Genomic DNA, 24,731 nt, shown 5'->3' with positions numbered 1-24,731 from the left:
GACATGCATATTGCAGTTACGGGAAATATTGGCGCTGGTAAAACCACTTTAACCACGATGTTAGCAAAACATTACAATTGGGAAGCGCAGTTTGAAGACGTGGATCACAACCCGTATTTAGACGATTTTTACAAAGATATGTCGAAGTGGAGTTTTGCTTTGCAAATTTATTTTTTGGGAAGCCGTTTTCGCCAAGTAAAAGAAATTCGCGAGAGCGGAAAAAGCGTGATTCAGGATAGAACAATCTATGAAGACGCCTATATTTTCGCGGAAAATTTGAGTGAAATGAATCTTTTGTCGGAGCGTGATTTTAATAATTATAATGCGGTTTTTAACCTTATGAAAGGTTTTACCACAGCACCAGATTTGCTAATTTATCTAAAGGCAGAAATCCCAACTTTGGTGAAGCAAATCGCAAAACGCGGCAGAGATTATGAAGCGGAAATGAGCATAGATTATTTGCAAAAACTCAACAAAAAATACGACAAGTGGATTGATGGTTATAGCGAAGGAAAATTATTGGTTATAGATGTAAATAATTTAGATTTCGTGGCGAATGCTGAAGATTTTGGTCTTATTTTAGAAAGAATTGATGCAGAATTAAACGGTTTATTTTAAGTAAAAAAAATCAATTAAAATCTTAAAAAATATGTGTTTTAATTTCTTTTAACTAGGCTTTAAAATATATTTTAATAAGATTTTTAAAATTAAGACTAAAAATTAAAGCGTTTAAATAAATAATGATAAAAATTTTACACAACAATTCTTGCTCAAAATCGCGAACTGTTTTGGAGTATCTTGATGAAAATGATGTAAAATTTGAGATTATTGATTTTATAGAAAATCCATTGTCAAAAATGGAAATTCAGACGGTTTTAAAAAAATTAAATTGCAATCCTAAGAAAATTATTCGGTTTCACGACACAGAATTTCAGGAACTGAATTTGAATATTGACGCACTTTCTGACGAGCAAATTATAGATTTATTATGCGAGCATCCGCAACTTTTGCAAAGACCAATTTTAATAAAAGGAAAGATCGCAATGGTTGGAAGACCTATTGAAAATGTGAAATACTTTATTGGGAAATAGCGCATTTTTGGTAAAAATTTTCTACCGCAAAAGAAACTTAAGAAAATATTATTTCTACTAAACTAAATCCTCAAAGGCCTGATTTAAAGTTTTATACTTAAATTCAAAACCAGCATTTTTAATTTTTAAATTGGAGGCGCGAGTGCCTTCTAAAATAATTTCAGACATTTCTCCCATTACTAATTTCACTGCAAAAGCGGGCGCATTTATCGGTAAGAAAAATTTATTTGAAGATTTTGCTAACTTCTGCATAAATTCTTTATTGGTGGGAATTTCATCTGCAACCGCGTTATATTTTCCTGAAATCGCTGTGTTTTCTACGCTTAAAATGTACATATTTACCAAATCTTCAAGATGAATCCAATTCATCCATTGCTTTCCAGAGCCGATTGCTGAGCCAAAGTTGAAATCTGTCAGTTTTTTTAACAGTGGAAATGAGCCACCTTTATTTGATAAAACCACGGCGGTTCTAAGCCAAACAATTCGTTCTGCAACAGATTGAAATTCGTCCGCAGAATTTTCCCAAGCTACGGAAAGTTGAGAGAGAAAATCTTGGTGTTGCACGGAATCTGTTTCAGTTAAAATTTCATCTGAAGTATAAGTGCCATAGTAATTTACACCAGAAGCAATGATGAAAGATTTTAGTTTTAAATTTAATTTTTTACAGGTTTTAAAAAGAAGATGAGCGGTATCTATTCTACTGCTATAGAGTTCTTTTTTGTAATTTTCTGTCCATTTTTTGCCGACACTTGCACCTGCGAGATGGATAATAGATTCTATGCCATCGAATGCAGATTCATCTATTTCACCCTTTTTTTGGTTCCAAATAAACTCGTTTTGTGCGCCCGTTTTTCTTCTAACTAAAATATTTACATCGTGATTTCTTTCGCGTAATTTTTTAACTAAATCTGTTCCAACTAAACCAGTTGCGCCTGTAATTAATATTTTCAATTTCTAATTTTAAAAGGTTAAGATATTAAAGTTCTTTTTAAACAAATAAATTAAAATAAACTGAACTTATTTTATGAAAATTATCTTGCTATATTCAAAACAAAAATGTCTGTAGCATTTGTGATAAATTCTTAAATACAAAGTACGCCAAAAACTTTGATTTTAATATTAAGTTTGGCGTACAAATGCGGTAAATTCAGAAAGTTTTATAAGTAATATTTGCCTTAAACTAATCTATTATTGGATATTTATTTTTTGTTAAAAATGTTGATTTCCTGTTCCGTTAATTTGATAGGCACCGATGTCTTTTCCTGGCGGAGTAATTTCTGAAGCACCATATTTTAAATCAATAGGGAAATTTTGTTCATTTCCTAATGCTTTAAATCCTGTAAAACCTTTACCTATACAAGGCGAATTAAGTTTAAGTGAGAAATTAAAATTATTTACGGCGCTATAATCACTAGCTTGACGACCGGGTGGGGTGGGAATTGGAGCATTAACAAATTGCGGATTATTTAAACCGACTAATGATGAGCCATCATAAACATCTCCTGGTTGGTAACTAGCTGGGAGAAATGTACTTGGTTTCGGGAAATCTGATGTTTGTGGAATTTGAATGTAACCATGGGGATAAAACTCAGAAGCCATCGCTGCATCATCTGCATATTGAAAAGTGTTTCCGTAAAATAAATGTGCAATGTCTGCAATTGGATTGGGAACTACTCTCGGGCCATATCTACAATTTACAACCAAATTATTGTAGTACATTCCTGCTGCTCCTTCTTCATAATTTATTGAACCACCTCTCCCTGGATCTGCTCTTCTAAAGCCACAATTTACAATGGTATTGTTATAAAATCTCATATTAGTTTGTGCAATTGTTGCAGATTTATTAGACGCTTTTGGGCCATTTGTGGCAATACCAATACAAAGATTATAGGCAAAATCGCCTACCGCACCTGCTTTCAAATTAACCGCTTCACCGCCCGTGTAACCGCACTTTTCGAATGTATTTCTAAACATTTCAACTCGGCCGCCTAAAACTCTAACGGGATCATCTACCGAACCATAAATCCATGAATCTTCTAGCACAAATAATCCAGCGGGATTTTGAAAATATATATCATAAGCGCCTTTATTCCCAGAGTTGAAACCAATATCTGAAAATAAGCCCATAACTGCTGCACCGCCAAATTCCACATGCGTCCATTTTATAACCATTAAAGGGCAATCTGGAGTTGCTAAAATCCCTTTCCATAATCCTTTATAAGCCGGATCGCTGTTTACATCTGCGCCAGGTTCATCCGTTTTAACGACATTCGGCACGGTAATCCAATTTGGGTTTTCTTTTGTACCAAGACTAATAAAAACACCTTTCACAAGAATTCCAGCGCTGTTTATTACATTAAGGTGTACACCTTCTTGAATGATAAGTGTATCCGATTTATTGACATAAACATCTGCATCAATAGTGTAGGTTTTTCCTTTCAACATAGTTCCTTTAATGCTTCCGTGCAATGGCGCTGTATCACTCACAGGATTAGATGGTGCATCGACGTGAGCATAAAGATCAGTTTTAGTTTCTTCGAACCTTGAGCACGAAATAAAACTAAGTAAAATACCGATTAAAAATAGATGGGAAATTTTCATAATTTTTTATTTTTTACATTTTAAATCTAACGCCTAATAAAAATGAGGGTTTGTAATAATCTCTTTGAACATTAATTCTATTGTCGCTGTCCTGAATTGGTAGAATGCCTTTTCCTGAACGGTAAATATTGGGTTGTTTTAAAAATAACTCGTAAGGAGAGTTCGTTAAATTATTGATCTTCACAAAACATGAGAACTTTTTGGCGAATATTTTTTCCAAAGAAAAATCTAATTTGGTATATGCTTTTTGCCAATAATCTAAATCTTTAAAAGCACTCACTTGCGCAATTCGCTGTCCGGTATAAACAAAGGCGATTTGAGTGTTGATACCCAATCTCGGATTTTTATATATTAATGATAGATTTCCTATATGTTCTGCTTGTCCTTGTAGAGGTCTTTTTTGTTGTACAATTTCTGGTAAATTGCTGCTTGTTTGTTGTAATTTGTTTGTTGTAATTTCGGAATGTGTGTAGGTGTAATTTGCTAAAAAACCAAGATTTCCAAAATATTTTGAATAAACTACCTCTAAACCATAATTAACAGATGTACCAAAATTAGATGGTGTTAATACAACATTTCCGGGTAAATTACCGAGGTGTTGCACAGTCGTTTCAATTGGATTGATGATGTTTTTATAGAAAGCACCCACCAAAAACTGATTTGCTACACCTGAAAGATAAGAGTATCTTAAGTCATAATTGCTTGATTGCGTTCTTTTTATAAATGGATTTCCCACTTCGTCATAAACATCTCCAATAATTCTCAATGGCACAATATCAGAAAAACCAGGTCTGGAAATTGCTTTGTAATAAGATGCTCTAATATTTTGGTGATTATTTATTTCATACTTTATTTGAGCACTTGGTAAAGCATCATTGTAAGAAATTCTACCGTCTTTGTAATCAAAAGTATCACCTGCTAAAGTGTTGTATTTAGCTTGGGTACTTTCTATTCTTAAACCACCTAAGACTTCCAATTTATCCGTTAATGATATTTTGCCCATAAGATAACCTGCGGCTATATCTTCATCAAATGTATAATTATTTGCACCTTGATCTCCTGCTAAACCTGTATTTGTGCCTTTAAAACCATATTGCGCATCAAAAATATTAGTAAAAACTTGTGGACTACCGTCGGGATTGAGAATCGCTGAAAACGAATAGGAATTAAAATAATTATTCCTGTTCTTACGTCGATACATTCCACCTAGTTTGAAACTTGATTTTCGTCCGAAAAATTCTGGGGCGTAAGTAAAATTAATATAACCAGAAATATCTTGATCCGTGTTGCGGGTCCATTGCCTTTCCATACCTTGAAGTTGGTCGGCTGTAACGCTTTGATTTTGATATACGGCGTGAAGTGAACTGTATTCTGCCCAATCTGGCAACTCATTTTTAGCACGAGAATAAACAGCGCTCCAATCAAATTTTAATTTATTAGCTAATTGATGATCGCCTTGCAAGGTTGTATTATAAATATGTTGAAGTTGTCTGAATGTTCTTTCAAAAATTTGCACGTTTCCACTTCCGGGTCCTGTTCGTTGTATTGCAAATATAGAATCTACAGTATGTCTTGCTTGATATTGGTCTAAAGTTGTGTAAAGATTAAAAAGACTGATTTTATTTTTTGAATTAAAACGATAATCTAATTTTGCATTTAAGGCCAATCTTGCGCTTTCTGTAGAATAATTTCTTATCAAAATATCTGAAAAAGTAGGTTCATTTCCCGCATTTGGTTCCGCATTTGGTTTTACAAAAATTGAAGAGGAACCTGTATAATTTTTTTGATAACTTCCCGCAAGTAGAAATCCAAATTTTTTATTTTTTCCAATCCGGTTTCCGTAAGTTAAGCCGAAATTATAATTAAGCGGCATATTTCGATTGGTGTAAGATAAATTTGCCCTAGGAAAGTCTGAACTTACGGCGTGGTAATCTTCGCCATATAATTCGGAAGGCGATTTTTTATTTATTACACTATGGTTAAAAGATAAAAAAGGATTGTTTTTTGTGAAACTAGTGCTAAAACCTTCAGAAGAATTAATCTGTAATAATTCTCTACTTGGAGCGTCTTTCATCACTAAATTGATGGTGCCACCAATTGCGTCGCCTTCCATATCGGGAGTTAAAGATTTAATGACTTCTAATCTTTCTAATATTTCGGAAGGAAATAAATCTAGCGGTACATATCTGTTTTTATTATCTGGACTTGGGATTTTTATTCCGTTTACCAAAGTGCTGTTAAATCTTTTATCCATTCCTCGGATTACCGGATATCTGCCTTCACCACTATTGTTTCTATCAATATTTACACCTGAAACTCTCTGCAATACATTTGCAACCGTAATATCTGGCATCAATTCAATGTTCTTTGAAGACACGATATTTTTTAATTGATCGGAATTTTTTTCAATATTCTGAATATTTCTGTCAGATTCACGGTTTCCAATTATCAAAACCGTTTCTATTGATTTTTCGTTTTTGGCATGCAAAAGCACTTCTACTTTTGTATTTTGATTCTCTAGAACTGAAATTTGCTCTTCTTGTTTCGCGTAATTGGGTGATGAAATTTTTAGCGTATAAGATCCGGGCGGAATTTTTTTTAATATAAAAGTACCATCTAATTTTACGACGGTTTTTTGATTGTTTCCCTCTATTTCTACTTTAGCACCCACAACGGCTTCACCCGTTATATTGTCTTTCACAATACCTGAAATACTTTGTGCAAAATAGAAATTAACAAAAAAAATAAATAACAAAGTCACTTTTAGATTCATAATCAACCTTTTTTTTTAATTAATAAAAAATTTCGGTACAAATGTAAAAGCTAAAAGCCTCGCTTCGTTTTTGAAAATATAGATTTATCTATAACTTAATATTATAGTTTTTTTTTAAGTAAAATATAAAATATAATTAGTAAATCGTTAACAAGAAATTCATATTAATTTTTTATTAAAATTAATATTCAAAGAGATTTTTAATTCAATAAACGTGTGCTAAAGCATCATAACACCTTCAATAGAGCCAACCTCCTTATAAATTTTTATCACCTGATTGGCGTCTAAAACAAAAGCGTTAAAACTTGCCGCAGTGTATTTCCCGTTTTTGCTATCTCTGTTTGTGAGTGTGTATTTTATTCCATCAAAAACGCGGTAAATTTCCGTTAGTTTTGATTGATTGTTTGTGATGATAAATTTGAACAAATAATCTTCGGGAAAATTGTGTGTTTGCTCTAATTTTTCCTTTAATGATTCGTAAAAAGCCTCTGGATCTGAAGTGGTATTTTGGCCTACTATATTCATGTTTTTTATTTATAATTGATGAAAAACTTCCTTACGAAAGTTGTTTATTTTAAATTTTGATTCAGTGCATTTTTCAGTAAAGAAGTATTGTCTATTTCGTGTTTTTGGATGATATTAAATAATCCATTTACCAATTGCTGAGAAGCCAAATGGCTTAAACCACCACTCAAAGCGCTGCTATTAGAATTGTTGTTTCCTAATAGTGAACCAAGCAAATTACTTCCGCTTAAAGCCGTGTTGATAGATTTAACGATTCCAAATTGGTTTAATTTTTCATCTACTTTAGGAGTAATGGCAGCAATTAACTGGCTTTCAGTTTTTTCTCTTAAAATTTGAGTGGCAACGCCCGAACCTCCTTGCGCGATTCTAGCAGCGTCTTCTGTGGTTAAATTATTTACGGCGTTGGTTAAGATGGGTTGGGCAACTCCAACTGTGTATGCGGCTGCTTGCGCAATGTAATCTTTTTCTTTTGCCACAAGACTGCTTAAGCCAATACTTTGCAAAGTAGAATTTACTTTTTGCAGTTGTGTAGGTATAGCCTGATCTATTAAATTATTGGAAAGGAAACTATTTTTATCTTTAAAAATATTTAGGCCTTTTGTAATGCCGCCAAGTAAAACTTGTTTAATAATCGTTAAACCAACACTTGATGTAGCAAGTGCCACGCAAGAAGTTGCTGTAGAAGCAATGGCAACAGTAGAAACAGCCGCAACGATGATAAAATTTTTTTTCATTTTATATGTTTTTAATTTGTAATCATAAAATTTTCAGATTTCGACGCTCAAAAATTGAGCCAAGAAGTTACAAAATTTCAACAAAGAAAGATAAATATTTTTTTCTTTTTCAAATTGTTTAGATAATAGTATATTTCAATTACTGTCTACTTTATATTTAATACTAAAAGTAGTTTCGCACTGCAAATATTTTAATTTTCTATAATAGTTTAAGTAATTTATAAATTGCTATTTTTGAATATTGATCTACACCAATATGTTGAAGAAATATCTTAAACTTTTTTTTATTTTTTTGAGTTTAGCGTTGCAAGCTCAAAGTTATCTTTTGCCATTTTATCAAAATTTTTCTAAAAATGATTATTCTGGTGAAAACCAGAATTGGTCTGTAGCGCAAGATAATTTTGGGAATATGTTTTTTGCTAATAATCATAATATTTTAAAATATAATGGTGCTTTTTGGCAAAAATTAAAGTATCCGAAACAGACCGTTATACGTTCTGTTTTTGCAGATGGAGATCGTTTGTATTGCGGCTCTTATAAAGAATTTGGATATTGGAAAGCAGATGAAAATCTTGAGTATAAATACCATTCATTAACCGAAAACAAGAATCTTTTTTCTAAACAAAGTAGCGAAGAAATCTGGAAAATATTCAAATTTGGGAATAAAATTTATTTTCAATCTTTTAATACAATTTACATTCTAGATTCTGGTAAAATCAAAATTATTCCACTTCCCGAAACTATTACTTTTGCTTATGTGGTTGGTAATGAAATTTTAATAAGTGGTGTTTCTGGCGCAATTTATCAACTTAAAAATGATAAAATTACACTCAAATATCGATTTCCAGAATTATCGAATAAGATTATCCATTCGATAAAGAATGTAAATAACCAATTGTGGATTTTTACCCTAAAATATGGCGTTTTTGTTTTAAAGGATAAAACTTTAGTGACTTTGTCTAGCCCTTTAAACAAAATCTTGAAAGAGAGTTTAATTAATAATGTTCTTCAAATTTCAAGCAACCAATTGCTTATTGGGACCGTAAATAATGGCTTAATAGAATATGATCTAGCAACCCAATTCTACAAAATTATAAATCATAGTTTGGGTTTGATGAACAATTCTGTGCTTGCCATTTTTCAGGATAAAGAAAAAAATATTTGGTTGGGATTAGATAATGGTATTGCATATTTAGAGTTTAATTCGCCTTATAAAATTATGACGGATTTAAGCGGAAAATTGGGTTCTGTTTATAGTTTAAAATATCACGACAAAGAATTTTTACTCGCATCAAACCATGGTTTGTATCGTTTTAATGATAATGAATTGCAAAAAATTCCTAATGCGGAAGGGCAGATGTGGGATATTTTCCCCTTTGAAAATCAATTTATTTGCGGTGGAAATGATGGCACTTATATTTATAAAAACCAACAATCCACAAAGCTTAACAACAACAGCGGTACAGATTTTCAAGCTTTAGGTATTCCTAATTATTATGTTCAATCTTCCTATATTGGAGTTTTTTTGTATGAATATAAAAATGGAAATTGGACCTGGAAGAAAATAAATTATCCAAATAGACCTATAAAAAAAATATCGACCATTCATAAGAATATTATTTTTGCGTTAGATTTTCAAAAAGGTATTTATGCTATAAAGTATGATAATGATTTAAAATCTTTTGCTACCACCAATATCACTGAGAAGAGCAATTTGAAGGAAGATTATCATTGTTCTTTGGTAGAATTAAACGCCAATGTTTATTTTTTGGTAGACAAGATTTTTTATCAGTATAATCCCATCACAGAAAAATTAGAAAAAAACCAACTGCTAAACAATCAATTCAAAAATACTTTAGAAGTCTATAATATAAGTGATAAAGAATGGTTTCTCATTAATGATATAGGCGCTTTTTTGGTTAAGTATAAAGATGGCAAATTTTTAAGCATTCCCATTCAAGAAAAGTATTATAGAGGTAAACTTATCCCAAATTTTGTTGATTTTGATAAGTCTTCAGATACTGTTTTCATTACTCTGGATGATGGTTTCTTTTTAATTAATCCGCATCATATTTCGGATAAAAAAGCAAAATTACAATATCAAATAAAAATAGAAGATTCTGTTTTCAATGTTAAAAAAAATATACCTTTTCAGCATAAGCAATTATTCTTAAATGTTTTAAGTGGGTATTATGGAGATAATGCGCCAGTTCTATACTATTCTTTAGACAATGATTTGGCGCCAATTCTTATTAAAAATAATCAGATCAATCTATCACACCTAAACTCTGGAAGATATGAGATAAAAATCTATCAAAACATCCAAAATAAAATACAACAGATAGACAAGGTAGATATTAAGATTGCTTCCCCATGGTATTTTTCTTGGTGGATGATACTATTTTATATTTTATTTCTCTTCTTTGGAATTTATATTTATTTTAATGTTCAGCATATAAAGACAAAACAGAAAATAAAACTCATTGAAGAAGAGAATAAACATTTGCACGAAATGGAAATGCTAGAAAAGAAAAAAGAGTTAGAAAAAGCCCAAATTTCTTTAGAAAAACATAAAATAGAAACAGATTATAATTTAAAAAGCTCAGAATTAGCTTCCAAAGCTTTATTATTAGCAAAATACAACAGATTGGAAGACGATATTAACAGTTTAGTTTCAAAAAGTGAAGATGAAGATTTGAAAAAGAAATTAAAAAGAATGATCAACCAAAACAAATCTAAAAAAGAATGGGAAGTTTTTGAAGCGAATATCAACATTGTACACAATGATTTTATAAAACGACTTATTAAAGCACATCCTAATTTAACTCCAAAAGATATACAACTCTCCGTTTTTCTTAGAATGAATTTGTCTTCAAAAGAAATAGCACCGCTATTTTCGATCACCTATCGTGGAGTAGAAATCCACAGATATCGCCTCAGAAAAAAAATGAACTTAGATTCTCAAGTTAATTTATCCAAATATATGATCAGTTTTTAATGACTATATACAAAGCAGACAATTTTTCGTTGATTAAATTGGTGTTTTTTATACAATTTTACTAGCAATAAGTACATCAATTTTTATTTTATACTACATCATAACTACATCAATAATAATTTAATAGTCTTTACAAAAAATTCCATAAGTATCTTATAATGTATGGTTTATGTGTCTTTTTTGTAGAATATTTTAATAGATGTGTCATTGATGTATTTTAAGAAATATTAACACTCAGAAAATAATCTTCTATATTTGTTAAAAGTAAAAATGTATATATATGAAAAATAAAAAATTAAAATTTGTTAGTGCAATTGCTGTCTTTTATTTCACTGCAGATCTAAGTGCGCAGCAAGTACAAGACACGCTAACTAAAGAAAATAAAATAGAAGAAGTTGTGATGATTGGTTATGGAAGCAGGAAAAAGGTAGATAATACTACCTCTATAAGCACCATCAATTCTGAAGAGGTAAATAAAACTAAAGTTTTAAATGCCACACAAGCAATACAAGGTAAAGCGGCAGGTGTTACTGTTGTTGCTTCAGATTTACCAGGCTCCACACCTACAGTTATAATTAGAGGTTTAGGAACTGCGTTATCTGGTAGAAATCCGTTGTATGTTGTAGATGGTTTGTTTGTAGATAATATTAATAACATCAACAGCAATGATATTTTAAGTTATGATATTTTGAAAGATGCTTCAGCATTGGCAATTTATGGTAACAGAGCAGCAAATGGAGTTATTATCATTACAACTAAAACAGGACGAGGAAAGGGAATTCATGTAGAATATGATGGCTATGTGGGTGTAAGAATGCCGCTTAAAGAAGTGAAGATGGCGGGTAGTAATCTGTTTTCTTACTATACCAATACGGCTTTAGGTGCTACTAAGTTTTCACAAGATCAACCAGTAAATACGGATTGGTTTAAAGAAATTACAAGAACGGGCATGTACAGTAATAATAGCATTTCGCTATCGGGCGCGTCAGAAAGTGCAAAATATTTTTTAAGTTTAAGCAATTATGAGGAAAAATCTATCTTGAACGGAACAGATTATAATCGAACTACGGTTAGAACAAACAATGAATTTAAAATTAGAAAAGGAATTGTTGTTACCCAAAATTTTAGTGTAACATTTAATCATACAACGCCCAAGCCATTAAGTGCGTTCACTACTGCTTATAAACAGTCACCGATAGTTCCAGTATTTTTTCCAAATGGGGAATACGGTGTGCCGATTGTTGGGGCAGATGGTTTTGCTTCCGCAACGGGGATCTCACAATTTAATAATGTAGGAAATCCTGTCGCACAATTGGCGTTTAACGATGAAAAACAGAAATCTTACTTAATGCAAGGTGGTTTAAAATTAGATATTGATATTATTAAACATTTAAAATTTACTTCACAGTTTTCAGGAGAATATTCTAATTTTAAATCGTATATTTTTGATGGTCAACAGAGGTTAATTGGGCAAACTGCAAGTCAATACACCAATACGTTGGCAAATAATACACAAGATTATTTTAACTGGACGTTAACTAATTATTTGACTTACGCTCAAAAATTTGGAATCCATGATATCGAAGCCACAGTTGGTACCGAAGCCACAGTGAAAGACGGTATAAATTCTCTCTACATGTTAAGAAAAAACGTCATCAATGATCCAAATTATTGGGATGTTTCTGGAACCAATTATTTAGACCAAATTTTACAACTTAATAGCGTAAATGGAAATAAAAATACCACTAATTCTTATTTTGCGCGGGCACAATATAAATTAATGAATCGTTATTTATTATCCGCAACAATTAGACGAGATGGTTCTTCCCAATTTTCAGATGGTAATAAGTGGGGAACATTTCCAGCATTTGGTCTCGGTTGGGTTATTTCAGAAGAAAATTTCCTAAAAGACAGCACGTTTTTTAATTTATTAAAACTACGCGGTGGTTGGGGAAAATTAGGAAATCAAAATATACCGACCAACTACCTTCCATTCGCTACTGGTGTTAATTATAACTATTCTTTTAATAATATGCCAAATAGCAGCGGAACCACTATTGATAAAATATTTGATCCGAATCTTTCTTGGGAAATTACTGAAGAAACAAGTGCAGGTGTAGATTTCGAAGTTTTAAATAGAAAATTTAAAGGGAGTGTAGATGTGTATAACAGAGAAACTACTAATATTATTCTAGCCTCAATCCCTATTTCAACGTCTGGTATTTCGAATAGTGGTTTATCTCACCTTGGCTCTGTCGTAAATAAAGGGATAGAAGCCACTTTAAGTTATGATGGCCGTGTAAATGAAAATTTCACTTATAATATCGGTGGAAATTATTCCTATAATAAAAATGAACTCACAAGCCTAAGTGACGCCAACGTAAGCCCTATTAGAGGTGGTGGTTTAGGAAATGGGCAATACACAAAATTATTAGATGCAACAGCGGTTGGGCAACCTTTAGGTAGTTTTTGGCTGTGGGAAGTTGCTGGGAAAGATGCAAACGGAAATTTTACTTATGTTGATACCAATGGAAACGGTAAAACGGGTGCAGATGACGCCACAGATAGAAAATTCTTCGGTTCGTACATTCCAAGTTCTACTTATGGTATAAACGTTGGTTTTAAATATAAAAATATAGATTTTTCTGCCAATGGCTACGGAACAATTGGCTCTAAAGTTTATAATGGTAAAAAAGCACAACGATTTTCTGGCGAAAACATAGAATATAGTGTTGCTACAGATTTTTGGTCTAGCACAAACACTGGCGCTGCAAACCCAGCACCATCTAATACAGTGCCTATTGCTTCAAACTATTATTTGGAATCTGGAGATTTCTTCAGAATAAATAATATTTCAGTGGGTTATACTCTAACAAAACCAGTGGATTATCTTAAAAGCGTACGACTATATGTAAGTGCAATAAATCCAATTATTTTCCAGAAATTTTCTGGTTTTTCACCTGAACTTAATGCCGACGGAAATCCTTATGGAAATACAGGCGTAGAGTTAGATGCCTATCCAACTTTAAGATCTTTCGTAGTTGGACTTAATCTTCAATTTTAATTTTTAATATTTAGAAAAATGAATAAAAAAATAATACTAGTTTCTACATTGTTAATTTTTGCAGCAGTAAATCAAAGTTGCTCAAATGATTTTCTAGATGTAAAACCAACAGAAGCGGTTTCTGCAACAGACGTTTCTTTATATAATAACAATGCAGGCGCAGAAAGTTTCATTACAGCAAATTATGCAAAATTTTTAGATTGGAATATCAGTTCTTTTTCTTGGAATGGTGTTTCAAGTATCACATCTGATGATGCCGACAAAGGCTCTTCGCCAGGTGATACAGGATCAGATAAAGATTTATTAGACGCTTTAAATTTTAACGCAACAATGCCATCGTTTCAAGATGTTTGGCAAGGTAATTTCCAAGCCATAAACAGGTCTAATCAAGCCTTGTTGTTTTTACCTTTGCTTGATAAAGCGGATGCCTCATTACGAGCGAGATTAATTGGTGAAGCAAAATTTTTAAGAGCATTTGCCTACTTTACACTTGTTCGTTCTTTTGGTGGAGTTCCAATTGTAGATCACGTGGCAAATCCAGGTGATGAAGCAGATAGAGCGATGCTTTTAACAAAAAAAACAAAAGAAGAGGTTTACGCATTTATTGAAAATGATCTAAAAGATGCGATTGCAGCCTTGCCAGATAAAAGTGCATATACTGGCGCAAATGTGGGTAGAGCATCCAAAGGTGCCGCTTACGCTTTATTAGCTAAAGTTTCACTTTATGAAAAAAAATGGCAACAAGTAATTGATAATTGTAATTTAGTTGTAGGCTATTCTTTAACACCAAACTTTGCGGATATTTATAAAATATCAGGTGAAAATAATCAAGAATCTATTTTCGAAATTCAAGGAAAAGGTGGCCAATCACAACCTGGAATTCAGCAATACTCGCAAACCCAAGGTGCTCGTGGCGCTGGCGGCTGGGGCTGGGGTTTTAATACGCCTTCTCAAAATCTAGTAGATGCATACAATGCTGCAGGAGATACAGTAAGAAGAGATGCCACTATAATTTTTAGAAATTCTACACTATATGATGGAAGAGTAGTTCCTTCAACAGTTGAAAATCCTTATTATAATTACAAATGCTATTCTTCTAATTTTACTGGGGATGATGATTCTGATGCAAATATCCGTTACCTAAGATATTCAGAAGTTTTGCTTATGAAAGCTGAAGCAATGAATGAATTGAACCAAACATCTGCAGCCGCACCTTTTTTAAACGAAGTTAGATATCGCGCACACTTACCAAAAACAACCGCAGTTTCGCAAGCCGATATGAGAATTGCAATTTGGAAAGAACGCAGACTAGAATTGGCTTTCGAGCACGACAGATGGTTTGATCTTGTAAGAACTGGTCAAGCCGCTGCAGCAATGGCTGCCGATGGTAAAACTTTCACAGTAGGTAAAAATGAAGTATTCCCAATTCCTCAAAGTTTTATTTCTGAAGCCAAAGGTTTAACAGCCCAAAATCCTGGATATTAATACAAATTATTAAATAAATGAAAAATATTAAATTTTTAAAATATACAGCCGCAGCGCTAGTGATTTCGACACTTTTTATCAATTGTAATAATGAGAGTATAGATAAAGATAATCCATCAATTCCATATCCGGCAATTGGCGGTTACGAAAATTCTGATGCAATTGCTTCCGGCAATTTAGTTTCAAAATTTAGTTTTGAAAATGCTCTAACAGACAAAATGGCTGCAATAACAAATGCACAACCAACGAATGTTGCTTATGTAGCAGGAGTAAAAGGTAACGCTTACCAAGGTTCTAGTAGCCAAATGCGTTATTTCGTGGGAGATGCAAATGCTTCAATTACTGGTTTAAATAGTTTTACAATTGCCTTTTGGATGAACAGTGCAGGCACTGTAGATCCTGCTGTTGCAGGCCAAGGAAAAGGTGCACAAGGTATTTTTTCCATTGTTAGACCTACAGAGTTTTGGGGCGGAATTAATCTGTTTTTAGAAAATCCAGATGGTGCATTTCCCGATAGAATTCGACTTAAAATTGACTTAGAAAATGGAAGACCAGGAGTTGCTTGGGGAAGCCAAGGTGCTATTATGAATATTGATAACGCAAAAAATAAATGGATTCACGTTGTATATACTTACGACGCTAAGACCAGTACCTTAAGCGCATATAAAGATGGAGAACCTGCGGCTAATTTGGGAAATTTTCCATATGCTCCGGCAGGTGGCGTTCAAGGATCTGCGAAATTATTTGCAGATAATCCTGGAGGTTTAGATAATCCAAATAATGCAGCAGGATATGGAGATTTCTTAATGAAGGGTACAAATGGAAAGGTACTTTTCGGCAACCATCAGTTTCAAACTACGCCACCACTTAATAATGGCGGTCCACAAGGTTGGGCTACAAGTTATGCAGGCATGCTAGATGAATTTAGGATTTACAACATTGCTTTGCCAAGCGCAGATGTTGCTGCGCTCTATAAACTAGAAAAAGATGGACGCTAACTTCTAATTTAAAAGAGCCACTTTTTGGCTCTTTTTTTTTAAATTTATTTTATGAAATCGCCGTTAACATGTTTGCAAACAATTGAAAAATCATCGATTCTGATTAAAATAATTTAATTGAGAGATAAACACTGATAAAGTTATTCTTTTGCATATAACCTTTGCAAACAATAGATAAACACCTATGAAATCGCCATGATTTGCAATTGCAAACACCTAGGAAGATTGAGCGATTGCATATCACCTAAAAAGACAATAAAAATCTACATATGAAAATTTATTCAATTTTAATCCTGATTTTTTTAATGCTAATGAGTTGTAGTGGATCAGATTCTACACCAACTGGTGGCGGTACTCCAATTGGAGGCGGTTCAGGAAACCCTCCCACAACCACCCAATATTCGGAAGCCGAACTTTTAGTTTTAGCAGAAAAAGATCCACTAAAATATTTTTGGGATTATGCAGAATCTAATTCAAAATTAGCACGGGAACGTTACAATACAGATAACCCTAGTTTAGATGCAAATATAGTGACCACTGGCGGTTCTGGTTTTGGCTTAATGACCATTTTAGTGGGCATAAAAAATGGCTATGTTTCACGTTCTGAAGCCGTATCCAGATTAACAACATCACTGCAATTCTTAGAAAATGCAGATCGTTTTCATGGCGCTTGGCCGCATTGGATTGACGGTTCGACAGGGAAAGTAATTCCGTTTGGAAATTTAGATAATGGCGGTGATTTAGTTGAAACTGCATTCCTAGTTCAAGGTCTAATTTGCGTAAGAGAATTTTTTAAAGATTCTACCGATCCTACCGAGAAGGCTTTGGTTACCAAAGCAGACGCACTTTGGAAAGGCGTAGAATGGGATTGGTATAGACAAGGAAATCAAAATGCGCTATATTGGCATTGGTCGCCGAGCAATCAATGGGCAATTAATTTAAAAATTCAGGGTTATAATGAATGTTTAATGACTTACGTTTTGGCTGCCGCTTCACCAACGCACAGCATTCCAAAAGTGGTTTTTGATCAAGGTTATGAATCCGGTGGAAGTATTAAAAATGGAGCAGTTCAATACGGAATTCCTGTCGTGGCAAACCATGCAGGCGCAAGCGGAAATGTTGGGCCCATGTTTTTTTCCCATTATTCATTTTTAGGTTTAGATCCAAATGGCTTGTCTGATGCTAATTTAAACTACCAAGATGTAACCACAAATCATGCAAAAATAATGTACCAGTATTGTTTGGCAAACCCGAAAGGTTATGTTGGTTACAGTGCAAAAAGTTGGGGTTTAACCGCTAGTTATTCAAGAAATGCAGACGGTTCAACGGGCTATTCTGCACATTCTCCACTTAATGATTTGGGTATAATTTCTCCGACAGCGGCGCTTTCTAGTTTTCCTTATACACCAACCGAAAGTATGGCAATGCTAAAATTTTTATATAATGATAATTACGATAAATATATCGGCGTTGCTGGGCCTTATGATGCCTATTCTTTACAGTACAATTGGGTTACACCAAGATATTTAGCCATCGATCAAGGGCCAATTGCGCCAATGGTAGAAAATTATAAAACAGGATTTATTTGGAGTTTATTTATGAATGCACCCGAAGTAAAACAAGGATTAATAAAATTAGGCTTTCATTCCACAAAATATAATTTTTAAAATATGCTAAAAAAATTAGTATCCCTATCAATTGTTATTTTAATGTTTTTCTCCTGCGCTACAAAATCTCCCGATGGTGGAAGCACAGCAAATAGTTCTAATTCTGATACCGAACTTCTTAATTTAGTTCAAAAACAAACGCTAAAATATTTTTGGGATTATGCCGAGCCAAACTCACTTATGGGAAGAGAAAGATTTCATCCCGATGGAATCTATCCGCAAAACGATCCAAATGTTGTTACAACAGGCGGTTCTGGTTTTGGCCTAATGTCAATTCTTGTCGGTGTCGATCGTGGTTTTATCCCGCGCGACGAAGCAGTAAAGAGATTGACGCACATTACAGAATTCTTAAAAAACGCAGATCGTTTTCATGGCGCTTGGTCACATTGGATCAACGGTGAAACAGGCAAAACTGTACCCTTTGGTAAAAAAGATGACGGCGGAGATTTAGTAGAAACCGCATTTTTAACCCAAGGTTTAATCTGCGTAAGAGAATATTTTAAAAACGGAAATGCAGAAGAAAAAAAGCTAGCAGAAAATTGTGATGCACTTTGGCGAAGCGTAGAATGGAATTGGTACACAAAAGGCGGCGAAAAAGTCCTCTATTGGCATTGGTCGCCAGATTACGGCTGGGCAATGAATTTTCCATTACAGGGCTATAATGAATGCTTAATTACCTACGTTTTAGCAGGATCTTCACCCAAATATTCCATTGATAGAGAAACCTTTGAAAAAGGCTGGAGCAGAAACGGCACTTACACTACAGATAAAAAGAAGTATAATCTACCACTTTTCGTAAAGCACAATGGTTCAGAAGAATACGGCGGTCCACTTTTTTGGTCGCAATATTCATATTTAGCGTTAGATCCACGAGGCTTATCGGATAAATATGTGAAAAATTACTTTGATTTAAACAAAAACCAAGTATTAATCGATTACAAATATTGCCTAGAAAATCCCAAAAACTTCAAAGGATACGGCAAAAATTATTGGGGTTTAACGGCAAGTTACACCAGAAATAAAGACGGAAGCATTGGCTACACCGCACATTCGCCGACAAATGACAATGGCGTCATTACACCAACCGCTGCACTTTCTAGTTTTCCATATACACCAAAAAAATCGATGGATTTTCTAAAATTTATTTATACAAAACCAGAATTCATTGGCGTTGCAGGTCCTTACGACGCCACTTCAATTCAATATAACGACTGGGTTGCCAAGAAATATCTCGCCATAGACCAAGGCACAATTTCCCCGATGATAGAAAATTACCGCACAGGCTTGCTTTGGGATTTATTTATGAATGCACCAGAAATTAGAACAGGTTTACAAAAATTAGGTTTTAAGTCTAAACAACATCACATTAATTAAAAGAAAAAATTATGAAATATTTATTAGAAGCTTTTTCCTGCTCTCCGTTTCAATCTTTTTTTCGTCGCTTGCGCGCCGATAAAAAAGGATTTCCACTGCGATCAGGGCTAGTTACATTTTTGTTTTTTTTAGTATTTTTTCCGCTAAAAAGTCAGGAAATCCGCAAAGAATTTTCGGCAGAAGTTAAACAAAATGTATCTTTAAATTATATTTTAGATTTACCAAAAGATACAACAAAACCATTTCCATTAATTTTGTTTCTACACGGAGCAGGCGAGCGCGGTACAGATTTAGACAAAGTAAAAGCGCACAGTCCATTTACTTACAAAAACTTAATAAAAGAAGACGTCGCAATTTTAGCACCGCAATGCCCAGAAAATCAATATTGGGATACAACCGCCGTTTACGAATTACTGCAATATATTTTAAAAAATTATAATGTAGATAAAACCCGCGTTTATCTCACAGGTTTATCTATGGGCGGTTGGGGAACTTGGAAACTCGCTGATGAACATCCAGAACTATTTGCTGCCGTAGCACCCGTTTGCGGCCCGATGAATCGGCCGACACTTTCCAGAGCATGCATGCAACTAAAAGACAAACCAATTTGGATTTTTCATGGCGCATTAGATGATATTGTTCCGCTAGAAAATAGTACCACAATGTATAAAACATTAAAATCCTGTGATGCAAATGTACATTACACCATTTTTGAAAATGACAATCACAATTCTTGGGATTCTGCCTATTCTAACCCAAAATTGTATGAATGGATGTTTGCACAAAAATTAGATAAATAAAAATTAGTTCACTACATAATAAAAATTATATTAGAAATCGCCGTTTACAAGTTTGCAAAAAAAATTATGAAATGATGCGATTCCATATTAACTTGAAAAAATAAATAACGAAAACATATGAAAAAAGCAATAATAATGGCATCTGTAGCATTGGCAACATGCTTTTCAGCGCAAGAAATAGTATCGCAGCCCGTCCAAAGTTTTCAAACGAAAGACTACCAAATAAAAAAAGAAAAATTTGTGAATAACCTCTTGTCAAAAATGACATTAGATGAAAAAATTGGGCAACTAAATCTTCCATCTTCTGGCGATTTTACCACAGGAACAGCCCAAAGTTCTGGTATTGCAAAAAAAATTGAAGAAGGTGCAGTTGGCGGATTATTTAATATAAAAGGTGTTGATAAAATAAGAGACGTTCAAAAAATAGCCATTGAAAAAAGTAGATTGCATATCCCTTTGATTTTTGGGATGGATGTTATTCACGGCTACGAAACCACTTTTCCAATTCCGATTGCTTTAGCATCTTCTTGGGATCCAAATTTAATTCAAAAAACAGCAAGAGTTGCCGCAAATGAAGCCACTTCACAGGGAATTAATTGGTTTTTTTCTCCGATGGTGGATTTGGCTAGAGATCCAAGATGGGGGAGAGTGGCAGAAGGTGCAGGCGAAGATCCCTTTTTAGGAAGTGAAATTTCTAAAGCAATGGTTTTTGGTTATCAAGGCACAGATTTAGCAAAAAATAATACTGGACTTGCCTGTGTAAAACATTTTGCTTTATATGGTGCGGCCGAAGCAGGACGAGAATATAACTCTGTGGATATGAGCAAATTGAAGATGTATAACCAATATTTCCCGACATATAAAGCCGCTGTGGATGCTGGTGTAGGTTCTGTGATGGCTTCCTTTAATACTGTAAATAATATTCCAGCCTCTGCAAATAAATGGTTGCAAACAGAAGTCTTGCGAAATCAGTGGAAATTTAAAGGTTTTGTAGTTACAGATTACACCGGAATCAGTGAAATGACAGACCATGGCATCGGCGATTTGCAACAAGTTTCAGCGTTGGCATTAAAGGCCGGAATTGATATGGATATGGTGAGCGAAGGATTTTTAAAAACATTAAAAAAATCATTTTCCGAAGGAAAAGTTACACAAAAAGATATTGACAATGCCACACGAAGAATATTAGAAGCAAAATATGATTTGGGTTTATTTGATGATCCATATAGGTATAATGATTCTAGCCGCGCAAAAACTGAAGTTTTCACCAAAGCCAATCAAAATTTTGCCCGAGAAGTCGCCACAAAATCAATGGTGTTGTTAAAAAACGACCATCAATTATTGCCATTAAAAAAGGAAGGAACTTATGCTGTAATTGGCCCTTTAGCGGATAATAAATTGAATATGGCCGGAACTTGGAGCGTTGGTGCAAAACAAGAAAATTCTATTTCACTATTACAAGGTTTAAAACAAGTAGTTGGGGATAAAGCGCAATTTATTTACGCAAAAGGCAGCAATATTTATTACGATGAAAAATTGGAGGAAAGAGCAGCGATGTTTGGCAAAAATACAATGCGAGATTCCAGACCAAAAGAAGTTATTTTACAAGAAGCATTAGATGCGGCAAATAAATCCGATGTTATCATTTTGGCCATTGGTGAAAGTGCAGAAATGTCGGGAGAATCTAGTTCACGAACAAATATTAATATTCCTGAAGCGCAAAAGGATTTGTTTAATGAACTAAAAAAGACAGGAAAGCCAATTGTATTAGTGCTTTTCAATGGAAGACCGCTTACAATTGTAGACGAAAGTAAAAAAGCAGATGCTATTTTAGATGCCTGGTTTCCCGGAACTGAAGCCGGTTTAGCGATTGCCGATATTCTTTTTGGCGATGTAAATCCATCCGGAAAACTTCCCATGACTTTCCCACGAAGTGTGGGCCAAATTCCAATTTACTATAACCATTTGAATACTGGGAGACCTTTGAGTACAGAATTAACCGAAAAATGTGGATTTGAAAAATTCAAAAGTGCTTATTTTGATGAATGCAATACGCCACTTTATCCCTTTGGTTTTGGCTTGAGTTATACCCAATTTAATTATTCGGATTTTAATGTTTCCAATTTAAAACCAAAAGGAAATACAACTATTGATGCAAGTGTAACTTTAACAAATTCTGGGAAATATGATGGCGCAGAAGTCGTTCAGCTTTATATCAGAGATTTGGTGGGAAGTATTTCTCGACCTGTAAAGGAACTAAAAGGTTTTCAAAAAATATATTTAAAGGCAGGCGAGAGTAAAAAAGTAGTTTTTAAAATTTCACCTGAAGATTTAAAATTTTATAATAATGATTTAAAATACGATTGGGAATCTGGCGATTTTGAAATTATGGTCGGAACCAATTCGCACGACGTTCAAAAAATAAAAATCAACTGGACAAAATGATTTTTAATTTCCTTTAACCTCATTGGTTTTTTAAACCTATGAGGTTTGCTTATCAAATTTTTTTCATAAAAAAAGTCCCGACAATTTATGTCGGGACTTTTCTTTATATTTTAGAAATTGCTTATGCTTCTTCTGTTGTTGTTTCTTCAGAAACCTCTGCTTTTTTTGGAGCAGGTGCAGGTTTTGGTTTTTCAACTACAGGTGGCGCATCAGAAATAACATCAAAACTATAATCATGTTCCACTTCTCTATGTAATCTTACTTTTGCAGAGAATTTACCAGTTCTTTTAATGGTATTTCCAGGGATTTTGATATATTTTTTATCAATCTCAATTCCTTTTTTGCTAAGTTCTTCAGAAATGTTAGCATTGTTGATTGAACCAAAAAGTTTATCACCAGCACCAACTTTGGTTTCGATAACTAAAGCAGTTTTTTTCAATTGATCTACAATTTTATTTGCAGCAGCAACTAATTTTGCTTCTTCTTCTTTTCTCGCTTCCAAAGTTTCTGCAAGCGCGGCTCTGTTTTTAGGCGTTGCTAAAAGTGCATAACCTTTTGGTAATAAGAAATTTCTTGCATAGCCAGGTTTCACATCGATAGTATCGAATTCTAAACCTAAGTTTTCTACGTCTTTTTTTAGGATAATTTGCATTGTTGTTGTCCTTTTTATTTAGAAGTTAGATTTTAGAAATTAGATGTTAGAAAACTAACAACTGATAACCGAAAACCAACAACCAATGATTAATGTTATTTTAATAAATCTGCTACGTAAGGCATCAAAGCCAAGTGTCTTGCTCTTTTGATTGCAGAAGATACTTTTCTTTGGTATTTTAGAGAAGTTCCTGTGTAACGTCTTGGTAAGATTTTACCTTGCTCGTTTACAAATTGTAAAAGAAAATCTGGATCTTTATAATCCACATATTTAATACCGAATTTCTCGAATCTAGAATATTTTTTTCCAGATTTTGTGTTGATGTCGATTGGAGTTAAATATCTGATTTCAGATTCTCCACCAGCAGCAGCTTGTTGTGCCATATCATCTATTGCCATGTCTTTTTCTTTTTTTAAGGGTTAAATTTTAATTAAGCTTTAGCAGATTTTCTTTTTGCTCTTCTGGTTACAGCCCATTCTATAGCGTGTTTATCTAATTTAGTCGTCAAATAACGGATAACTCTTTCATCACGTTTAAAAGCCAATTCTAGATCTGCAACTACAGTTCCTTCGCCTTTAAATTCGATTAAAGTGTAAAATCCATTCTTTTTCAACTGAATTGGATACGCTAATTTTTTCAGTCCCCAATTTTCTTTGGCAACGATTTCGCATTTGTTTGAAGTTAATAAATCTTCAAATTTTTGTACTGCTTCCTCCACCTGTGCTTCAGATAGAACGGGAGTTAAAATGAAAACAGTTTCGTAATTGTTCATAATTGTAAATTAGTTGTTAATAATTTCAAGGTGCAAAAATAATAAAATTTATTCAATTACAAGGCTTTATATAGAAAAAACCTGTAAAAAAACTTACAGGTTTTACTATAATTAATATTCTTACTTGTTTTTCTAAACTAATTCTAAACAAGTATTTCAAGACTTTTTTTATCTAAACGATAAACGCTCCATTCTGTCATCGGCAAGGCACCCAAAGATTTGTAAAATTTTATAGCAGGCTCATTCCAGTTTAAAACCGACCATTCCATTCTGCCACAGTTTTTTTCTTTAGCAATTTTCACCAAATGAAGCAATAACTTTTTACCATAACCTTTTCCTCTGCAATCCTCTTCTACAAATAAATCTTCTAAATATAAACCGGGTTTTCCCAAAAATGTTGAGAAATTAAAGAAATAGAGTGCAAAGCCAATAGCGTTTCCATTTTCTTCACCGATAACAACTTCGGCAAAATTATTTTCAAAAATATTTTCACTTAGTTCTTCAATAGAAGTTACAACTTCATTTTCCATCTTTTCATAAATGGCAAGTTTTACTATTAAATTATAGATTAATTCTGCATCATTTTTTGTGGCTTTTCTGATGATAAATTTATTTTCTGTCATACTTATTTTATTTCAACTCCAAAAATATGAAAATCAATGTTAACAATTTTTACAATCGGATGTTTTTTTAATTAAATGATTTATTTTAGAAGCTTTAATTTTATTAAATTTGCGAAGCATAAATCTAAC

General features: G+C 33.3%; 19 protein-coding genes. 10 read left to right on the top strand and 9 right to left on the bottom strand.

What is annotated here, in order from left to right:
* Positions 1 to 3 precede the first annotated feature (3 nt).
* Complete coding sequence (locus tag C4S29_RS13545) at positions 4 to 618, top strand: deoxynucleoside kinase (RefSeq protein WP_103914635.1); 615 nt, start codon at positions 4 to 6, stop codon at positions 616 to 618.
* 122 nt (positions 619 to 740) lie between these two features.
* A complete protein-coding gene (arsC, locus tag C4S29_RS13540; protein ID WP_103914634.1) occupies positions 741 to 1,091 on the top strand; it encodes an arsenate reductase (glutaredoxin) in 351 nt (116 codons plus the stop codon).
* Between the two features lie 57 nt (positions 1,092 to 1,148).
* On the opposite strand, the gene C4S29_RS13535 is transcribed toward arsC, so the two are convergent.
* From C4S29_RS13535 to C4S29_RS13515, 5 genes are all read right to left on the bottom strand, one after another.
* Positions 1,149 to 2,042, bottom strand: coding sequence for a TIGR01777 family oxidoreductase (locus tag C4S29_RS13535; RefSeq protein ID WP_103914633.1), 894 nt, complete (start codon positions 2,040 to 2,042; stop codon positions 1,149 to 1,151).
* A gap of 258 nt (positions 2,043 to 2,300) precedes the next feature.
* Complete coding sequence (locus C4S29_RS13530) at positions 2,301 to 3,692, bottom strand: hypothetical protein (protein WP_103914632.1); 1,392 nt, start codon at positions 3,690 to 3,692, stop codon at positions 2,301 to 2,303.
* 13 nt (positions 3,693 to 3,705) lie between these two features.
* The gene (locus C4S29_RS13525) at positions 3,706 to 6,465 is read right to left on the bottom strand and encodes a TonB-dependent receptor (RefSeq protein WP_103914631.1); all 2,760 of its coding nucleotides are present in this window, start codon (positions 6,463 to 6,465) and stop codon (positions 3,706 to 3,708) included.
* 219 nt (positions 6,466 to 6,684) lie between these two features.
* Complete coding sequence (locus tag C4S29_RS13520) at positions 6,685 to 6,990, bottom strand: DUF493 family protein (protein WP_103914630.1); 306 nt, start codon at positions 6,988 to 6,990, stop codon at positions 6,685 to 6,687.
* 44 nt (positions 6,991 to 7,034) lie between these two features.
* Positions 7,035 to 7,724, bottom strand: coding sequence for a DUF4197 family protein (locus tag C4S29_RS13515; RefSeq protein ID WP_103914629.1), 690 nt, complete (start codon positions 7,722 to 7,724; stop codon positions 7,035 to 7,037).
* A gap of 292 nt (positions 7,725 to 8,016) precedes the next feature.
* Between C4S29_RS13515 and C4S29_RS13510 the strand changes: the two genes are divergently transcribed.
* The 8 genes from C4S29_RS13510 (at position 8,017) to bglX (ending at position 22,555) form a co-directional block, all read left to right on the top strand.
* Entirely contained in the window at positions 8,017 to 10,722 is a 2,706-nt protein-coding gene (locus C4S29_RS13510; protein WP_221405540.1) for a two-component regulator propeller domain-containing protein, read from the top strand.
* 280 nt (positions 10,723 to 11,002) lie between these two features.
* Entirely contained in the window at positions 11,003 to 13,786 is a 2,784-nt protein-coding gene (locus C4S29_RS13505) for a SusC/RagA family TonB-linked outer membrane protein (protein WP_103914627.1), read from the top strand.
* 18 nt (positions 13,787 to 13,804) lie between these two features.
* Complete coding sequence (locus C4S29_RS13500; RefSeq protein WP_103914626.1) at positions 13,805 to 15,271, top strand: RagB/SusD family nutrient uptake outer membrane protein; 1,467 nt, start codon at positions 13,805 to 13,807, stop codon at positions 15,269 to 15,271.
* A gap of 17 nt (positions 15,272 to 15,288) precedes the next feature.
* A complete protein-coding gene (locus C4S29_RS13495) occupies positions 15,289 to 16,269 on the top strand; it encodes a LamG-like jellyroll fold domain-containing protein (protein WP_103914625.1) in 981 nt (326 codons plus the stop codon).
* Between the two features lie 269 nt (positions 16,270 to 16,538).
* The gene (locus C4S29_RS13490; RefSeq protein ID WP_103914624.1) at positions 16,539 to 17,936 is read left to right on the top strand and encodes a glucoamylase family protein; all 1,398 of its coding nucleotides are present in this window, start codon (positions 16,539 to 16,541) and stop codon (positions 17,934 to 17,936) included.
* 3 nt (positions 17,937 to 17,939) lie between these two features.
* Positions 17,940 to 19,310: a glucoamylase family protein gene (locus C4S29_RS13485; RefSeq protein ID WP_103914623.1), complete on the top strand. Its 1,371-nt coding sequence runs from the start codon at positions 17,940 to 17,942 to the stop codon at positions 19,308 to 19,310.
* Between the two features lie 11 nt (positions 19,311 to 19,321).
* The gene (locus C4S29_RS13480; protein ID WP_103914622.1) at positions 19,322 to 20,110 is read left to right on the top strand and encodes a carboxylesterase family protein; all 789 of its coding nucleotides are present in this window, start codon (positions 19,322 to 19,324) and stop codon (positions 20,108 to 20,110) included.
* Positions 20,111 to 20,227: 117 nt separating this feature from the next.
* Positions 20,228 to 22,555 (top strand): beta-glucosidase BglX, encoded by a 2,328-nt coding sequence (gene bglX / locus C4S29_RS13475; RefSeq protein WP_103914621.1) that lies wholly within the window; start codon positions 20,228 to 20,230, stop codon positions 22,553 to 22,555.
* 121 nt (positions 22,556 to 22,676) lie between these two features.
* On the opposite strand, the gene rplI is transcribed toward bglX, so the two are convergent.
* From rplI to C4S29_RS13455, 4 genes are all read right to left on the bottom strand, one after another.
* Positions 22,677 to 23,207 (bottom strand): 50S ribosomal protein L9, encoded by a 531-nt coding sequence (rplI, locus tag C4S29_RS13470; protein ID WP_103914620.1) that lies wholly within the window; start codon positions 23,205 to 23,207, stop codon positions 22,677 to 22,679.
* Positions 23,208 to 23,302: 95 nt separating this feature from the next.
* On the bottom strand, positions 23,303 to 23,605 hold the full coding sequence (rpsR, locus tag C4S29_RS13465) for a 30S ribosomal protein S18 (protein ID WP_103914619.1): 303 nt from the start codon (positions 23,603 to 23,605) through the stop codon (positions 23,303 to 23,305).
* 32 nt (positions 23,606 to 23,637) lie between these two features.
* Positions 23,638 to 23,979, bottom strand: a complete 342-nt coding sequence (gene rpsF / locus C4S29_RS13460) for a 30S ribosomal protein S6 (RefSeq protein WP_103914618.1) — start codon at positions 23,977 to 23,979, stop codon at positions 23,638 to 23,640.
* Positions 23,980 to 24,122: 143 nt separating this feature from the next.
* Positions 24,123 to 24,602, bottom strand: a complete 480-nt coding sequence (locus C4S29_RS13455) for a GNAT family N-acetyltransferase (protein ID WP_103914617.1) — start codon at positions 24,600 to 24,602, stop codon at positions 24,123 to 24,125.
* Positions 24,603 to 24,731 lie beyond the last annotated feature (129 nt).

This window comes from Halpernia humi, assembly GCF_900108025.1.
Taxonomy (GTDB): domain Bacteria; phylum Bacteroidota; class Bacteroidia; order Flavobacteriales; family Weeksellaceae; genus Halpernia; species Halpernia humi.
This window is presented reverse-complemented; position numbering and strand designations above follow the sequence as displayed.

Coding starts and splice junctions, on each gene's coding strand:
- C4S29_RS13545 (WP_103914635.1), top strand. CDS start 4: ATGCATATTGCAGTTACGGGAAATATTGGCGCTGGTAAAACCACTTTA.
- arsC (WP_103914634.1), top strand. CDS start 741: ATGATAAAAATTTTACACAACAATTCTTGCTCAAAATCGCGAACTGTT.
- C4S29_RS13530 (WP_103914632.1), bottom strand. CDS start 3,692: ATGAAAATTTCCCATCTATTTTTAATCGGTATTTTACTTAGTTTTATT.
- C4S29_RS13525 (WP_103914631.1), bottom strand. CDS start 6,465: ATGAATCTAAAAGTGACTTTGTTATTTATTTTTTTTGTTAATTTCTAT.
- C4S29_RS13520 (WP_103914630.1), bottom strand. CDS start 6,990: ATGAATATAGTAGGCCAAAATACCACTTCAGATCCAGAGGCTTTTTAC.
- C4S29_RS13515 (WP_103914629.1), bottom strand. CDS start 7,724: ATGAAAAAAAATTTTATCATCGTTGCGGCTGTTTCTACTGTTGCCATT.
- C4S29_RS13505 (WP_103914627.1), top strand. CDS start 11,003: ATGAAAAATAAAAAATTAAAATTTGTTAGTGCAATTGCTGTCTTTTAT.
- C4S29_RS13500 (WP_103914626.1), top strand. CDS start 13,805: ATGAATAAAAAAATAATACTAGTTTCTACATTGTTAATTTTTGCAGCA.
- C4S29_RS13495 (WP_103914625.1), top strand. CDS start 15,289: ATGAAAAATATTAAATTTTTAAAATATACAGCCGCAGCGCTAGTGATT.
- C4S29_RS13490 (WP_103914624.1), top strand. CDS start 16,539: ATGAAAATTTATTCAATTTTAATCCTGATTTTTTTAATGCTAATGAGT.
- C4S29_RS13485 (WP_103914623.1), top strand. CDS start 17,940: ATGCTAAAAAAATTAGTATCCCTATCAATTGTTATTTTAATGTTTTTC.
- C4S29_RS13480 (WP_103914622.1), top strand. CDS start 19,322: ATGAAATATTTATTAGAAGCTTTTTCCTGCTCTCCGTTTCAATCTTTT.
- bglX (WP_103914621.1), top strand. CDS start 20,228: ATGAAAAAAGCAATAATAATGGCATCTGTAGCATTGGCAACATGCTTT.
- rplI (WP_103914620.1), bottom strand. CDS start 23,207: ATGCAAATTATCCTAAAAAAAGACGTAGAAAACTTAGGTTTAGAATTC.
- rpsR (WP_103914619.1), bottom strand. CDS start 23,605: ATGGCAATAGATGATATGGCACAACAAGCTGCTGCTGGTGGAGAATCT.
- rpsF (WP_103914618.1), bottom strand. CDS start 23,979: ATGAACAATTACGAAACTGTTTTCATTTTAACTCCCGTTCTATCTGAA.
- C4S29_RS13455 (WP_103914617.1), bottom strand. CDS start 24,602: ATGACAGAAAATAAATTTATCATCAGAAAAGCCACAAAAAATGATGCA.